Source organism: Massilia sp. Root133, from assembly GCF_001426525.1.
In the GTDB taxonomy this organism is placed as follows: domain Bacteria; phylum Pseudomonadota; class Gammaproteobacteria; order Burkholderiales; family Burkholderiaceae_D; genus Telluria; species Telluria orientalis.
The window spans coordinates 50,459-65,028 of the sequence record NZ_LMEW01000023.1; the positions used below are offsets into that span (position 1 = coordinate 50,459).

General features: G+C 65.6%; 14 protein-coding genes. 8 read left to right on the plus strand and 6 right to left on the minus strand.

The annotated features are described in order from the left end of the window. Positions 1-6: 6 nt before the first annotated feature. Both ASD28_RS16230 and ASD28_RS16235 read left to right on the plus strand, forming a co-directional pair. Positions 7-1,293: a dihydroorotase gene (locus ASD28_RS16230; RefSeq protein ID WP_056130008.1), complete on the plus strand. Its 1,287-nt coding sequence runs from the start codon at positions 7-9 to the stop codon at positions 1,291-1,293. Continuing rightward, the gene (locus ASD28_RS16235; RefSeq protein ID WP_056130012.1) at positions 1,294-2,028 is read left to right on the plus strand and encodes a 1-acyl-sn-glycerol-3-phosphate acyltransferase; all 735 of its coding nucleotides are present in this window, start codon (positions 1,294-1,296) and stop codon (positions 2,026-2,028) included. 111 nt (positions 2,029-2,139) lie between these two features. Here ASD28_RS16235 and ASD28_RS16240 read toward each other — a convergent pair whose 3' ends face one another. Beyond that, positions 2,140-2,985, minus strand: coding sequence for a symmetrical bis(5'-nucleosyl)-tetraphosphatase (locus tag ASD28_RS16240; protein ID WP_056130016.1), 846 nt, complete (start codon positions 2,983-2,985; stop codon positions 2,140-2,142). Positions 2,986-3,217: 232 nt separating this feature from the next. Between ASD28_RS16240 and ASD28_RS16245 the strand changes: the two genes are divergently transcribed. The 6 genes from ASD28_RS16245 (at position 3,218) to ASD28_RS16270 (ending at position 9,140) form a co-directional block, all read left to right on the plus strand. Then, positions 3,218-4,312: a glycosyltransferase family 4 protein gene (locus tag ASD28_RS16245; RefSeq protein ID WP_056130019.1), complete on the plus strand. Its 1,095-nt coding sequence runs from the start codon at positions 3,218-3,220 to the stop codon at positions 4,310-4,312. Between the two features lie 86 nt (positions 4,313-4,398). Next, positions 4,399-4,725, plus strand: a complete 327-nt coding sequence (locus ASD28_RS16250; protein WP_056130024.1) for an H-NS family nucleoid-associated regulatory protein — start codon at positions 4,399-4,401, stop codon at positions 4,723-4,725. Positions 4,726-4,923: 198 nt separating this feature from the next. After that, entirely contained in the window at positions 4,924-6,306 is a 1,383-nt protein-coding gene (locus ASD28_RS16255) for a phosphomannomutase/phosphoglucomutase (protein ID WP_056130027.1), read from the plus strand. Next, positions 6,306-7,277 (plus strand): lipopolysaccharide heptosyltransferase I, encoded by a 972-nt coding sequence (waaC, locus tag ASD28_RS16260; RefSeq protein ID WP_056130032.1) that lies wholly within the window; start codon positions 6,306-6,308, stop codon positions 7,275-7,277. Before ASD28_RS16255 ends, waaC begins: the two co-directional genes overlap by 1 nt. After that, a complete protein-coding gene (gene waaA, locus ASD28_RS16265; protein ID WP_056130036.1) occupies positions 7,277-8,539 on the plus strand; it encodes a lipid IV(A) 3-deoxy-D-manno-octulosonic acid transferase in 1,263 nt (420 codons plus the stop codon). Before waaC ends, waaA begins: the two co-directional genes overlap by 1 nt. A 46-nt stretch (positions 8,540-8,585) precedes the next feature. Beyond that, positions 8,586-9,140, plus strand: coding sequence for a YcxB family protein (locus ASD28_RS16270; protein ID WP_229411992.1), 555 nt, complete (start codon positions 8,586-8,588; stop codon positions 9,138-9,140). A gap of 15 nt (positions 9,141-9,155) precedes the next feature. On the opposite strand, the gene ASD28_RS16275 is transcribed toward ASD28_RS16270, so the two are convergent. From ASD28_RS16275 to glyQ, 5 genes are read right to left on the minus strand one after another with little or no spacing between them, the layout of a single operon-like run. Further along, on the minus strand, positions 9,156-10,079 hold the full coding sequence (locus tag ASD28_RS16275) for a M48 family metallopeptidase (RefSeq protein ID WP_056130037.1): 924 nt from the start codon (positions 10,077-10,079) through the stop codon (positions 9,156-9,158). Positions 10,080-10,123: 44 nt separating this feature from the next. Further along, the gene (locus ASD28_RS16280; protein ID WP_082577115.1) at positions 10,124-10,906 is read right to left on the minus strand and encodes a lysophospholipid acyltransferase family protein; all 783 of its coding nucleotides are present in this window, start codon (positions 10,904-10,906) and stop codon (positions 10,124-10,126) included. Next, a complete protein-coding gene (gene gmhB, locus ASD28_RS16285; RefSeq protein WP_056130040.1) occupies positions 10,903-11,460 on the minus strand; it encodes a D-glycero-beta-D-manno-heptose 1,7-bisphosphate 7-phosphatase in 558 nt (185 codons plus the stop codon). The genes ASD28_RS16280 and gmhB overlap by 4 nt, the downstream gene beginning before the upstream one ends. A 5-nt stretch (positions 11,461-11,465) precedes the next feature. Next, positions 11,466-13,562: a glycine--tRNA ligase subunit beta gene (glyS, locus tag ASD28_RS16290; protein ID WP_056130043.1), complete on the minus strand. Its 2,097-nt coding sequence runs from the start codon at positions 13,560-13,562 to the stop codon at positions 11,466-11,468. Between the two features lie 26 nt (positions 13,563-13,588). Continuing rightward, entirely contained in the window at positions 13,589-14,488 is a 900-nt protein-coding gene (gene glyQ, locus ASD28_RS16295; RefSeq protein WP_056130874.1) for a glycine--tRNA ligase subunit alpha, read from the minus strand. Positions 14,489-14,570: the final 82 nt, after the last annotated feature.

Genomic DNA, 14,570 nt, shown 5'->3' on the forward strand with positions numbered 1-14,570 from the left:
GCACGTATGAATAACTTGCACATCAAGAACGGGCGCCTGATCGACCCGGCGGCCGGCATCGACGCCGTCCAGGACCTCTACATCGCCGACGGCAAGATCGCCGGCATCGGCAACGCACCCGCCGGCTTCACGGCCGCGCGCACGATCGACGCCGCGGGCCTCGTCGTCGCGCCGGGCCTCGTCGACCTTTCCGCCCGCCTGCGCGAGCCGGGCTACGAATACAAGGCGACGCTGGAATCGGAAATGCAGGCCGCGGTGCAGGGCGGTGTGACGACGCTCGTGTGCCCGCCCGACACCGACCCCGTGCTGGACGAGCCGGGCCTCGTCGAAATGCTCAAGCACCGCGCGCGCCTGCTGAACCAGGCCAACGTGCATCCGCTGGGCGCGCTGACCGTCGGCCTGAAGGGCAAGGCGCTGACCGAGATGGCCGAGCTGACGGAAGCCGGCTGCATCGGCTTCGCGCAGGCCGAGGAACCGATCGAGGACACCACCGTGCTGCTGCGCGCCATGCAGTACGCGAAGACGTTCGGCTACACCGTGTGGCTGCGCCCGCAGGACCCGCACATCGGCCGCGGCGGCATCGCCCACAGCGGCCCGCTGGCGTCGCGCCTGGGCCTCTCTGGCGTGCCGGTGATGTCAGAGACCATCGCGCTGCACACGATCTTCGAACTGATGCGCGCCTCCGGTGCGCGCGTGCACCTGTGCCGCATCTCGTCGGCCGCCGCGCTGGACCTGATCCGCGCCGCCAAGAAGGAAGGCTTGCCGGTCACGTGCGACGTCGGCGTGCACCACCTGCACATGACGGATGCCGACATCGGCTTCTTCGATTCCAACGCGCGCCTCACGCCGCCGCTGCGCAGCCAGCGCGACCGCGACGCGATCCGCGCGGCCGTCCAGGACGGCACCGTGGACGCCGTCTGCTCGGACCACACCCCGGTCGACGACGACGAGAAGCTGCTGCCATTCGCCGAGGCCTCGCCCGGCGCCACCGGTCTGGAACTGCTACTGTCCTTGATGCTGAAATGGGCGGCCGAGCAAGGCAACGATGGGAAGGCGTTGTCGACCGCGCTGGCCAGGATCACGAGCGATCCGGCGCGCACGGCGGGCCTGTCCGCCGGCACGCTGGCACAGGGCGCAAGCGCGGACGTCGTGCTGTTCGACCCGGACACGCGCTGGACCGTCAACGCGGCCGCCCTCGCGAGCCAGGGCAAGCACACGCCGTTCCTCGGCTACGAACTGGCGGGCCAGGTAAAGGCGACGATCGTCGCCGGCCACGTCGCGTTCGAACGCTGATTGAAGATCAAGCTCGCGTGGCGCCTCGCGCGCCTCGTCCTCCACGTGGTCCAGGGCCTGGTCACCTGCGCCCTCGTGTTCCCGTGGGCGGGCGATGCCCTGCGCGAGCGCCTGATCCAGCGCTGGTCGGTACGCCTGCTGGGCATCTGCCGCGTGCGCCTCGAGCGCGTGCCTGGCGAGGACTCGCTGGCGCACGCGCTCATCGTCGCGAACCACATCTCGTGGCTCGACATCTTCGTCATCAATGCCGTGCACCCGTGCCGCTTCGTGGCCAAGGCCGAGATCCGCGCCTGGCCCGTCGTCGGCTGGCTCGTCGCGCAGGCAGGCACGGTGTTCATCGCGCGCGGCAACAGGCGCGACCTGCGCCACATCTTCAAGGGCCTCGTGGAAGCCCTCGGCCAGCACCGCCGCGTGGCGTTCTTCCCCGAGGGGACGACGGCCAGCCAGGGCACGGTGCTGCCGTTCCACGCCAATCTGTTCGAAGCCGCCATCGACGCCGCGGTGCCCGTGCAGCCGGTCGCGCTGGCCTATGTCGACGCGGACGGCGGCTGGCATCCGGCCGTCGACTACACGGGCGAGACGACGTTCGTCGACAGCATCGTGCGCATCCTCGGCGGTGAACCGGTGGTCGCGCGGCTGGCCTGCCTGGCGCCGATCCCGGCGGCGGGCGCGCACCGGCGCGAGCTGGCGCAGGCGGCGCATGATGCGATCGCGGGGGCGCTGGGGCAGGGCTAGTTGTCGTTCCCGGCATTGCCGGAAACGGCTTCCCGCGAAAGCGGGAATCCATACTGAGCTACCAACTTCGGAAACTCAGCATGGGTCCCCGCGTGCGCGGGGACGACGGCGTTATCTCTTGCCGCTGTGCTCCCGATACTCGGGACAATCCACCTGCAACAGCGACCGGTCATCCAGGCACACGGCCGTCAGCTTGCCGCCCCACACGCAACCGCTGTCCAGCCCCACGAGATTCGGCCGCAGCACGAGCCCGAGCGCCGACCAGTGTCCGAACACGACGGTGACATCGAGCGTGCGGCGGTTGGGCAGGTCGAACCAGGGCTGCAGGTCCGTGCCTTCCGGCCCCTTGTCGCTTTCCTTGTGATGGAAATCCATGCGGCCGTCCGGCCAGCACAGGCGCATGCGCGTGAGCGCGTTGACGATGCAGCGCAGGCGGGCGATGCCCGTGAGGCCGTCGTCCCAGCGGTCCGGCTCGTTGCCGTACATCTGGCCGAGGAAGTCGATCCAGTGGTCGCCGCGCAGCACAGCCTCCACTTCGGCCGCCAGCGCCATCGTCTGCGCGGCCGTCCACTGCGGCGCCACGCCGGCATGTACCAGCAGGTGGGCATCGACGAACATCGCGAGCGGGCGGCGGCGCAGCCAGTCGATCAGTGCATCGCGATCGGGCGCGGCGAGGATCTCGTCCAGCGTATCGGACCGGCTCATTTTCTGGGCGCCGACGGCCACGGCCAGCAGGTGCAGGTCATGGTTGCCGAGCAGGGCGTCGACGCGGCCATCGCTCGCTTCCGCCAGCGCCTTCATGCGGCGCAGCGCGCCCAGCGAATCGGGGCCGCGGTTGATCAGGTCGCCGACGAACAGGATGCGCGTACCTGGTCCCGCCGTCGCGTCGATTCGTTCCAGCAGCAGGCCGGCTTCATGGGCGCACCCTTGCAGGTCGCCGATTACATAGGTTTTCATTTCGCTCACATTCGATTTTGCAGGATCGATACTAATCGATTCTTCCGGGTTTCGTACGGCGGCCCCAGCCGAGGGAATTGCTGATTGTAAATTGTCTTGCCCATCAGTCAAAGTTCCGGTATTTCGTAATTCCTCAATCGGACGGCAGTCTGCGCGCGTACACTGCCGAGGTCCGGTTTGCCGACGACTAATCCGGTACAATCCCGCACGGTTGCATTTAAAAAATAATAAAATGTTTTCCTTCATCGTAAGTTTTGTCGTGTCCGCGCTACTGACGCTCCTCGTCGTCAAGCATTCGAAATTGCACGGACCCGCACTCGACAATAATTTCGACGGCGTACAGAAGGTCCATCTCCATGCGGTGGCGCGGATTGGCGGATTGCCGATCTTCCTCGCGGTGGCCCTGACCGCCGGCATTTCCGTATGGCGGGTGCCCGGCCTCGGTTATTGGCTGGTCTCGCTGCTGGGATGTGGGGGGATCGCATTCGCCGGCGGTATCGTCGAAGACTATACGGGGAAGGTGCGTCCCTCGCGCCGCCTGATATTGACGATGGTCGCCGCGTTCCTCGGCTATCTCGTGCTGGACGCGAAAATCGCGCGGCTCGATATGCCTTTCGTGAGCTGGCACCTCGATTCGCTGTGGCTGATATTGCCGCTGACCGTACTGGCCGTTGCGGGCATTGCGAACGCGGTGAATATCATCGACGGGTTCAATGGCCTGGCCAGTGTCGTCACGATCTTCATGCTGTTGTCGCTCGCTTACGTGGGCTGGCAGGTGGGCGACATGTTCGTGCTGGTGTCCGCGCTGACGGTCGCGGGCGCAACGGCCGGTTTCCTCATCTGGAATTATCCCGTCGGCCTCATCTTCCTCGGCGACGGCGGCGCTTATTTCATCGGATTCATGCTGGGCGAACTGGCCCTGCTGCTCGTGATGCGCAATCCCCAGGTATCGACGTGGTATGCCGTCTTGCTGCTGATTTATCCGGCATTCGAAACCATATTTTCCGTTTACCGCCGAATGTTTGTACGTGGGAAATCCCCTACCATGCCAGATGGAATCCACCTGCACAGCCTGATTTTCCGGCGTATCGTGCAATGGACCGTCGGTCGCAAAGAAGCCCGTGCACTGATGAAAAGGAATGCGCGTACTTCGCCATACTTGTGGCTGTTTTCCCTCACCGCCGTTATCCCCGCAACCGTGTTCTGGCGGAATACGGGAATTTTGATATTCTTCTGTCTGTTGTTCATTATCAGCTACGTATGGTTGTACGCGCGTATCGTGAGATTCAAGTCGCCGCGCTGGCTGATTTGGCACAAAAAACACTAAAGAAATTTCAGTTGTAGTATATTGCGAGCATTGGTGATTATTCGATAAAATCCCTTACACCTAGACTCTACATATAAGGAATCAAGATGGATCTGTCTAATTTGTCCTTGGGCGATTTGCGCAACCTGCAAGAGCAGATCAAGCAGGAAATGAAGAAACGCGAGGTGCAGGAAGTGCAAAAGGCGCGTGAACAGATCATGGCCATCGCACAGAGCGTCGGCGTACCTTTGAAAGACCTGATCAGCGCCAGCGGCCGTGGCGGCAAATCGGCGGGTGCGAATGCCGGTTCCGTCGCCGTCCGTTATCGCAATCCGGACAATGCCTCGCAACAGTGGACCGGTCGCGGCCGCCAGCCGAAATGGGTCAAGGAATGGGTCGAAGGCGGTAAATCGATGGACAAACTGCGCGTCTGATTCCGTTTCATATCGTTCCGAGTGCGCACGTTCTGTGCGCCTCATCGCGCTTATTTGCGCATCCAGTACACCGGTAATCCGGCCCCGGCGGCCCTGCTTGCCGTTACAATATCCCTTTTTTCCAATCCCGACCCAACCGGCGTTCGTAATGCCCGTGCGCGTGCATTCCGGTGCCTCGTCCAGCAAGGTAGATAATCCATGGTTTCTCTCTCGAAAACGATCTTCAAGGCTTATGACATCCGCGGCGTCATCGGCAGCACGCTCGATGCGGGGATCGCACGCCGCATCGGCCAGGCGTTCGGCGCCGCCGCGCTGGCCAAGGGAGAACGCACCGTGATCATCGGCCGCGACGGCCGCCTGTCCGGCCCGGAGCTCGCCAGGGCGCTGGCCGAAGGCCTGCAGGCCGCGGGCGTGGATGTTGTCGACCTGGGCATGGTCGCTACGCCGATGGTGTATTTCGCCACCAACGTGCTGGGTGCGCGTTCGGGCATCATGGTCACCGGCAGCCACAACCCGCCGGACTACAACGGCTTCAAGATGGTGCTGGCCGGCGAGGCGATCTATGGCGATGCGATCCAGGGCCTGTACCAGGCCATCGAACGCGACGACTTCCAGCCGGCCGCCCGGCAAGGTGGTTACTCGACGCACGACATCAAGGCCGCCTACGTCGAACGCATCGTCGGCGACGTCAGGATCGCGCGTCCGATCAAGATCGCAGTCGACTGCGGCAACGGCGTGGCCGGCATGGTCGCGGGCGATCTGTTCCGCGCGATGGGCTGCGACGTGATCGAACTGTTCTGCGACGTGGACGGCCACTTCCCGAACCACCACCCGGATCCGGCGCACCCGGAAAACCTGCAGGACCTGATCGAATGCCTGAAGACGACGGACGCCGAAATCGGCCTCGCGTTCGACGGCGACGGCGACCGCCTGGGCGTCGTCACGAAAGATGGCCAGATCATCTTCCCGGACCGCCAGATGATGCTGTTCTCGAAGGACGTCCTGTCGCGCAATCCGGGCGCCGAAATCCTGTACGACGTGAAGTGCACGCGCCACCTGGGGCCGTGGATCGAGCAGCATGGCGGCCGTCCGCTGATGTGGAAGACGGGGCACTCGCTCGTCAAGGCCAAGCTGAAGGAAACCGGTGCGCCGCTGGGCGGCGAGATGAGCGGCCATATCTTCTGGAAGGACCGCTGGTTCGGCTTCGACGACGGCCTGTACACGGGCGCACGCCTGCTCGAGATCCTCACGCGCGAAACCGACCCGTCGGCACTGCTGAATGCCCTGCCGATCGCGTCCAGCACGCCCGAGCTGCACCTGCACCTGCAGGAAGGCGAGAACTTCGCGCTGATCGACAAGCTGCGTGCCGACGCGGAATTCCCGGGCGCGGATCGCATTGTCGACATCGACGGCCTGCGCGTGGAATACCCGGACGGCTTCGGCCTGGCGCGCGGCTCGAACACGACGCCCGTCGTCGTGCTGCGTTTCGAGGGCGAGAATCCGGCAGCGCTGGACCGCATCCAGAAGGAATTTGCGCGCGTGATCCTCGCCGCCAAGCCTGACGCCAAGCTGCCGTTCTGATGAAGATCCTGCTGGTGCGGGTGTCGTCGCTGGGCGACGTCCTGCACAATCTCCCGATCGTGGCCGACATCCGGCGCCACTTTCCGGATGCCCAGGTCGACTGGGTGGTGGAAGAGGGCTACGTCAGCCTCGTGAAGCTCAACCCGCACGTGCGCAAGGTGATCCCGTTCGCGCTGCGGCGCTGGCGCAAGGGGCTCGGCCAGGCGGCCGTGCGCGCGGAGCTGCGCGGCTTTTTCCGCGACCTGCGCGCCGAGCAGTACGACTACGTGTTCGACACGCAGGGCCTGATCAAGACGGGCATCGTGATGGCCTGCGCCCGCGGCGGCCAGAAGATCGGTCTGGCCAACGGCACCGAGGATTCGGGCTATGAAGGCGTCTCGCGCATCTTCCACAGCCGCAGCATCCCCGTCGAGCCGCGTACGCATGCGGTGGCGCGCGGACGCCAGGTCGTGGCCGCGGCGCTCGGCTATGCCGTCGACACGCCGCCCGATTTCGGCCTGCCGGCACCCGAAAACAGCGCACGTCCCGCGTGGATGCCGCCGGATGATTACGCCGTGTTCTTCCACGGGACCGCGCGCGACGCGAAAAAATGGCCGACGGCGCACTGGATCGCGCTCGGCCAGGCGCTCGCGCCCATGACGATCCTGCTGCCGTGGGGTTCGCCGCGCGAGAAAGAGGAGGCCGAGCGCCTGGCGGCCGGGCTGCCGAACGCGCGCGTGCTGCCGAAACTGTCGATGATGGATGCGGTGGAACTGGCGCGCCACGCGACGCTCGCAGTGGGCGTCGACACGGGCCTCACGCACATCGCCGCCGCCTTCGTGCGGCCGACGGTCGAGATCTATGCCGATTCGCCGCGCTGGAAGACCGAGGGCAACTGGTCGCCGCGCATCGTGAATCTCGGCGACACGGGTGCGCCGCCCTCGGTCGACGAGGTCGTGGCGGCCGCGCGGCGCCTGCTGGAGAGCCGCTGATGCGCGTGCTGTATTCGCTGATGTGGTGGCTGGCGCTGCCGCTCGTGCTGGGTCGCCTGTGGTGGCGTGGGCGCCGCGAGCCCGGCTACCGCACGCATCTGGGCGAGCGCCTGGGGTTCTACGGACGCCGGCTCGACAAGTGTCCGACCATCATGGTGCACGCCGTCTCCGTCGGCGAGACGCGCGCGGCGGAACCGCTGATCGAAGCCCTGCTGGCCGCGCGCCCCGATGCGCGCATCCTGCTCACGCACATGACCCCGACCGGCCGCGCCACCGGCAAGGCGCTGTTCGGCAAGCACGGCGACCGCGTGATCCAGTCGTTCCTGCCGTACGACACCGGCTTCATGGTCGGCCGCTTCCTGCGCCATTTCGAACCCGCGGTCTGCATCCTGATGGAGACGGAAGTGTGGCCGAACCTGATCCATGGCTGCGCGCGACACGGCGTGCCGGTGGCGCTCGTGAACGCACGCCTGTCCGAAAAATCGCTGCGCCGCGGCCGCAAGATCGGCGCGCTGATGACGGATGCCGCGCGCGCGATCACGCTGGTGGCCGCGCAGACGGATGCGGACGCCGAGCGCATCGCCTCGCTGGGCGCCGCGAAGGTCGCTGTCACGGGCAGCATCAAGTTCGACGTCGTGCCGCCGCAGGCCGCGCTGGACACGGGCGCCATGCTGCGCGCGCGCTTCGCGGACCGCCCCGTGCTGCTGTGCGCGTCCACCCGCGAAGGCGAAGAGGCGCTGATCCTCGACGCGTACAAGGCCCTGGACCAACGTCCGGCGAACATGCTGCTCGTGCTTGTGCCCCGTCATCCGCAGCGCTTCGATGAGGTGGCGCGCATGGTCGAGGAACGCGGCTTGAGCCTCGCACATCGATCAAAACTGCCGGAACACGTGGACACCGACGTGCTGCTGGGCGATTCGATGGGCGAGATGTTCGCCTATTACGCCGCATGCGACTGCGCCTTCATCGGCGGCAGCCTGCTCCCGCTGGGCGGCCAGAACCTGATCGAAGCGTGCGCGCTGGGACGTCCGGTGCTGGTGGGCGAACACACTTTCAACTTCCTGCAGGCGACCGAGGAAGCCGTCGCCGCGGGCGCCGCGCTGCGCGTGTCCGATGCGCCGGCGCTGTTGCGCGCAGCCGCCGGCCTGCTCGATGACGACGGCCGCCGCGCCGCCATGGGCGCCCACGCACAGGCCTTCGCGGCCCGCCATCGCGGCGCGACAGTGCGCACTGTTGAACTCTTGCAACAAATTATCGCTTAGCTTTTGCTACCATTCTCTTTAGATTAGAAAACGAAAGGGGATGCACATGTTGTGGTCAAATCGCTCGCGAGCGGCCGGCCACTCGGATGGCGGGGCCGCGTTGCTGGACCAGCCTGACGCCGCGGATCTCGGTGCCGACGCGATGCCGGCGGCCACGATTCCGGTCGTGCATCCGCCGGCGGAACGTTACAGTCTTCATTTCTGGGTGCGCTACTCGTTCGCCGAGTACGTGCGTTTCATGTGGGAGCATGGCGGTTACCTGATCCGCCGGCGCCATATCCGCTGGCCGATGGGCGTCTACCTGCGCCTGAAAAGCACGCTGTCGGCGGCCACGCACTTCGTGCTGCTGCAGCGCGGGAAGCGCACCTACGAATTCCAGATCGACCAGCACGGCATCGTGCGCACCAGCGACACGGGCGTGAGCCTGATCGACTGGAGCGACGTGGAGCGCATCCGCACGTATTCGAGCGGCTTCATGATGGTCTTGAAGCGGGGCACCCTGCCCATTCCGTTCCGGTGCCTGAACAAGGACGAAGTCAGCGCGATGCGCGGGATCGTCGAGGCGCGTGCGGCGGGCGAACTGCAGTTCCGCGCCTCGTAACGACCAGGTCGGTGGTCATTCGTCCGGGAACAGCACCGGCATCTCCACCGACCGCTTCTTGAGCGCCGCCTTGGCGCCATCGTAATCCGGGAACACCTCGCCCACGACGGCCCAGAAGGCCGGGCTGTGGTTCATCTCGCGCAGGTGCGCCAGTTCGTGCACGACCACGTAGTCCAGCAGCGCGAGCGGATAGTGCACCAGCTTCCAGTTCAACCGGATGTTCCCGGCCACGGTGCACGAGCCCCAGCGCGTGCCGGCCGACGAGATCGCGAACGCGTTGTACGTCACGCCCACGCGCGGCGCGTACAGGTCCAGGCGTTCGCCGAAGATCCGTTTCGCCTCGTCCTGGAACCACAGCTTCACGCGCTCGCGGACCTGCCACGTCGCCAGGCCCGGCGTCACGCCGAGGTGCAGGGTGCGCGTATCGGCATCGTAGACGCAGCGGCTGCGCGTGGCCGGCTCCAGGCGCAATGTGATGTCGGCGCCGAGGTAGGGCAGTTGCGCGCCGTCGACCCATTCCAGGGGCGGACGTTCGGCGCGCTGCGCGCGGCGTTCGCCCCGCTCGAACAGCTTGGTGAGGATCCAGCGCTGCTTGGCGCGGATGGCGCGCTCGATGTCGTCCAGCGGCGCGCGGTTCGGCGACGTCACGAACAGGCCATCGTCGCAGACCATGAAGCCGTGCGAGCGGCGCGCGGAGCGGCGCAGCACGTAATGCACGGTGTGCGATCCGAGCTGGATCTTGCGCAGCGGCGGGTCGTTCGGACCGACGGGTGGGATGGGCAGGACGCGGGTCGGCACCGGCGGTGCCTTGAACAGCGGGGCCGGCGCCACGGGTCTGGCCGCCGGCGTGGGCGCAGGTGTGGGCGAGGGCTTGAGCGCCGCGACGAGTTCCTGGGCAAACAGCTCCAGCTGGTTCGCGTCGATCTTGGGGGAGGTCATGGTGGGCGGCTTCGATGATGCTGGGTTCTGCGCGCCCAATTCGTTCAAGTACCTGAATAGGCGTGGGGCGAAATGACGCGCATTTCCGATTCTATCCAATTTTCGACCTCTTGCATCAGACTGTCGGCAGTGTGGTTTTCCGGCGATATCGGCTTGCCGATCGAGACGGTGATGAGGCCCGGCCGCTTGATGAACGAGTTCTTGGGCCAGCACTCACCTGAATTATGCGCGATCGGCACGACCATCGCACGAGTTTCTATCGCGAGGCGCGTACCGCCGCTTTTGTACTGTCCTTTCTGGCCCACGGGGATGCGCGTCCCCTCGGGGAACATGATGATCGACTGGCCGTCCGCGAGGCGCGCCTTGCCGATCTTGACGACGTGGGCAAAGGCGCGCTTGCCCTTGCTGCGGTCGATCGGGATCATGCGCAGCAGCGCCATGCCCCAGCCGAAGAAGGGGATGTAGAGGATCTCCTTCTTGAAGACGTAGACGAGCGGCCGCTTCATGTTGGGCAGCATGAAGATGGTCTCCCATGCCGACTGGTGCTTCGACAGCAGGATCGCGGGTTGCGCCGGCAGGTTTTCGTAGCCTTTCACCTGGTAGCGGATGCCGCATATGACGCGCGCGCACCAGATGATGAAGACGTTCCAGCGCGAGGTGACCCAGAAACGCTTGTTGTACGGGAGCGGCGCCGCGAGGAAGCAGACGCACGCCCACACGACGGTGGCGACGAGCATGACGATCGCGAACAACAGGGAACGCAGGAACAGGGCGGCGGTACGCAAAGGCGTGGTCTCCAGGTCTGGGGTGGCGGTGGTAACGATCATGCGTTGGCAGGCGCGGACGTGGTCTTGAGGAAGGCGTCGACCATGGCGGCGAGGTCGGGGAAGACCTGCGTGCCGGGCGGCAGGCCGCCCGTCTCCAGCGTCTTCTCGCCCTTGCCGGTCAGGACCAGGTAGGGCACGCAGCCGCTGATGAAGCCGGCCTGCAGGTCGCGCAGCGAATCGCCGACGGTCGGCACGCCCTTCAGGCTGAGTTTGAAGCGCTTGCTGATCTCCTCGAACATCCCGTTCTTCGGCTTGCGGCAGTCGCAGTTGTCGATGGCCGCGTGCGGACAGAAGAAGATGGCGTCGATGTCCGCGCCCACCAGCTGGGCGCTCGCATGCATCTTCTGGTGGATCGCGTTCAGGGTCGCGATGTCGAACAGTTCGCGCGCGATGCCCGACTGGTTCGACGCGATGACGACGCGGTAGCCGGCCTGGTTCAGGCGCGCGATCGCTTCGAGCGACCCCGGGATCGGCATCCACTCGGCGGGCGACTTGATGAACTCGGGGGAGTCATGGTTGATGACCCCGTCCCGGTCGAGGATGATCAGCTTCATTGCACTTACGCGGCCAGTTTCGAGATGTCGGCCACGCGGTTCATCATGCGGTGCAGGATGGACAGCAGGGCCAGGCGGTTGTTCCGCAGCGCGACGTCGTCGGCCATCACCATCACGTCGTTGAAGAACGCGTCGACGTCGTCACGCAGCTGCGCGAGCGTCTTCAGCGTGCCGGTGAAGTCGCCGCGCTCGAACGCTGCATCGACCTCCGGCTGCACGCGTTGCACGCTGGCGTACAGTGCCTTCTCGGCGGCATCCTGCAGCAGGGCTGCATCGACATTACCGGCTTGTGCGAGCGCTTCCTCGTTCTTCTTGAGGATGTTCGAGATACGCTTGTTGGCGGCGGCCAGCGACGCGCTTTCGGGCAGCGCGGCGAAGGCCTGCACGGCCTCCAGGCGCTGCACGACGTCGTCCACGCGGTCCGGGTTCTGCGCCAGCACGGCTTCCACCTCGTTCGGCGCGAAGCCGCGGTCGCGCAGCAGGCCGCGCAGGCGGTCCAGCATGAACGCGGTGACGTCGGCCGTCGGGTCCTTGAACGTCGGCATGTAGTCGAACACGCCGGCGGCATCCTTCAACAGGTCGGACAGCGCGAGCGGCAGGCGCTTCTCGACCAGCATGCGCATCACGCCCAGCGCGTGGCGGCGCAGCGCGAACGGGTCCTTCTCGCCGGTCGGCTGCAGGCCGATCGACCAGATGCCGACGAGGGTTTCCAGTTTGTCGGCCAGCGCGACAGCCAGGCCCGTGTTCGTCGTCGGCAGCGCGTCGCCCGAGAAGCGCGGCTGGTAGTGCTCGGACGCGGCCAGCGCCACTTCCTCGTGCTCGCCGTCGTTGCGGGCGTAGTACGTGCCCATGATGCCTTGCAGTTCCGGGAACTCGCCGACCATGTCGGTCAGCAGGTCGGCCTTCGCCAGCTGCGCGCCGCGTTCGGCCAGCAGCACGTCGTAGCCGAGGCGGCGGGCGATGGCACCGGCGAGGCGCGTGACGCGCTGCGTGCGTTCGGCCTGTGTGCCGAGCTTGTTGTGGTAGACGACGTTCGCCAGCAGCGGCAGGCGCGATTCCAGCGACTTCTTCTTGTCCTGCTCGAAGAAGAATTTCGCATCCGACAGGCGCGGGCGCACGACGCGCTCGTTGCCGCCGATGATGGCGGACGGGTCGTCGGTCGCGAGGTTCGAGACGATCAGGAAGCGCGAGCGCAGCTTGCCGTTCGTATCCGTCAGGGCGAAGTACTTCTGGTTCGTCTGCATCGTCAGGATCAGGCATTCCTGCGGTACGGACAAGAACACGTCTTCGAACTGGCATTCGTAGACGACGGGCCATTCGACCAGCGCCGCCACTTCATCCAGCAGCGATTCCGGCATCAGCACCTGGTCGCCGCCGGCCTTGGCCAGCAGCTGGGTGCGGATCGATTCCTTGCGTTCCTCGGCATTGGCGACGACCTTGCCGAAGACCTTGAGCAGTTCGTTGTAGGCGTCCGCATGGCCGATATCGAAGGCGTGGCCGTTCGACAGGAAGCGGTGGCCGAGCGTGCTGCGGCCGGCCTTGAGGCCCAGCAGGGACAGCGGCACGATGGTCTCGCCGTGCAGCGCCAGCAGCGTGTGCACGGGGCGCACGAACTGCACGGTGGCGCCGTCCGGACGCTGGTAGCTCATCACCTTCGGGATCGGCAGCTTCGCGACCGTCTCTTCCAGCACCGGCTGCAGGCCTTCGGCCAGGCCGACGCCCGGCGCGGTGTAGGTGTAGAAGAAGCTTTCGGCCTTGCCGTCCTGGGCGCGTTCGAGGTCGCTGATCTTCAGGTCGGGGAAGCCGAGGGCGGCCAGTTTCTTGGCCAGCGGCGCGGTCGGGTTGCCGTCCTTGTCGAGGGCGACGGTCACCGGCAGGATCTTCTCGCGGATGGTCTTGTCGGCCGACGTGGCGCGCACGTTGGTGATCGAGACGGCCAGGCGGCGCGGCGTGGCGTAGGTGGTGACGACGCTGTCGGCGTCCAGGAAATCACGGGCCTTCAGGCCGTTCGCGATGCCGCCCGCGAAAGCGGCGCCCAGTTTCACCAGCGCCTTCGGTGGCAGCTCTTCGGTCTGCAGTTCGACGAGTAATGTCTGATTCATGGTGTCGTTCTATTCTGTTCTGGGACTCAGGCTTTCGGGAGCATCGGGAAGCCCAGCTTCTCGCGCGAATCGTAATAGGCCTGGGCGACGAGGCGCGACAGGGTGCGCACGCGGCCGATGTAGGCGGCGCGCTCGGTGACGGAGATCGCGCCGCGCGCATCCAGCAGGTTGAAGCTGTGCGACGCCTTCATGATCTGCTCGTACGCGGGCAAGGTGAGCGCCAGTTCGATCAGGCGCTTGGCCTCGCTCTCGTGGTTATTGAAAGCCTGGAACAGCAGGTCCGTGTTCGAGTGCTCGAAGTTGTAGGTCGACTGTTCGACTTCGTTCTGGTGGAAGACGTCGCCGTACGACAGCGTCTTCTTCTCGCCGTTCTCTTCCCACTCGGTCCACACGAGGTCATACACGTTCTCGACGCCCTGCAAATACATCGCCAGGCGCTCGATGCCGTAGGTGATCTCGCCCAGCACCGGCTTGCAATCGAGGCCGCCGACCTGCTGGAAGTACGTGAACTGGGTGACTTCCATGCCGTTCAGCCAGACTTCCCAGCCGAGGCCCCAGGCGCCCAGGGTCGGGCTTTCCCAGTCGTCCTCGACGAAGCGCACGTCGTTCTTTTTCAGGTCCAGGCCCAGCGCTTCCAGGGAACCCAGGTACAGGTCGAGGATGTTTTCCGGCGCCGGCTTCAGCACGACCTGGTACTGGTAATAGTGCTGCAGGCGGTTCGGGTTCTCGCCGTAGCGGCCATCCTTCGGGCGGCGCGACGGCTGCACATAGGCGGCGCGCCACGGTTCCGGTCCGATCGCGCGCAGGAAGGTGCCAGTGTGGAAGGTGCCCGCGCCGACTTCCATGTCGTACGGCTGGAGCAGGGCGCAACCCTGCTTGTCCCAGTAGGTTTGCAAGGTCAGAATGATTTGTTGGAATGTGAGCATCTTGTTGGCTTCGCGCGCACGGGGCGCGAACACGGTGAGTTTGCTAAAACACCAATTCTAGCGGGTTTTACGGAATGGCTTG

Excerpts from the sequence above, each read along its gene's own strand:
- ASD28_RS16270 (WP_229411992.1), top strand. The coding sequence starts at position 8,586 with ATGTTGTGGTCAAATCGCTCGCGAGCGGCCGGCCACTCGGATGGCGGG.
- ASD28_RS16240 (WP_056130016.1), bottom strand. The coding sequence starts at position 2,985 with ATGAAAACCTATGTAATCGGCGACCTGCAAGGGTGCGCCCATGAAGCC.
- glyQ (WP_056130874.1), bottom strand. The coding sequence starts at position 14,488 with ATGCTCACATTCCAACAAATCATTCTGACCTTGCAAACCTACTGGGAC.
- ASD28_RS16255 (WP_056130027.1), top strand. The coding sequence starts at position 4,924 with ATGGTTTCTCTCTCGAAAACGATCTTCAAGGCTTATGACATCCGCGGC.
- gmhB (WP_056130040.1), bottom strand. The coding sequence starts at position 11,460 with ATGAAGCTGATCATCCTCGACCGGGACGGGGTCATCAACCATGACTCC.
- ASD28_RS16230 (WP_056130008.1), top strand. The coding sequence starts at position 7 with ATGAATAACTTGCACATCAAGAACGGGCGCCTGATCGACCCGGCGGCC.
- ASD28_RS16275 (WP_056130037.1), bottom strand. The coding sequence starts at position 10,079 with ATGACCTCCCCCAAGATCGACGCGAACCAGCTGGAGCTGTTTGCCCAG.
- glyS (WP_056130043.1), bottom strand. The coding sequence starts at position 13,562 with ATGAATCAGACATTACTCGTCGAACTGCAGACCGAAGAGCTGCCACCG.
- ASD28_RS16245 (WP_056130019.1), top strand. The coding sequence starts at position 3,218 with ATGTTTTCCTTCATCGTAAGTTTTGTCGTGTCCGCGCTACTGACGCTC.
- waaA (WP_056130036.1), top strand. The coding sequence starts at position 7,277 with ATGCGCGTGCTGTATTCGCTGATGTGGTGGCTGGCGCTGCCGCTCGTG.
- ASD28_RS16280 (WP_082577115.1), bottom strand. The coding sequence starts at position 10,906 with ATGATCGTTACCACCGCCACCCCAGACCTGGAGACCACGCCTTTGCGT.
- ASD28_RS16250 (WP_056130024.1), top strand. The coding sequence starts at position 4,399 with ATGGATCTGTCTAATTTGTCCTTGGGCGATTTGCGCAACCTGCAAGAG.
- waaC (WP_056130032.1), top strand. The coding sequence starts at position 6,306 with ATGAAGATCCTGCTGGTGCGGGTGTCGTCGCTGGGCGACGTCCTGCAC.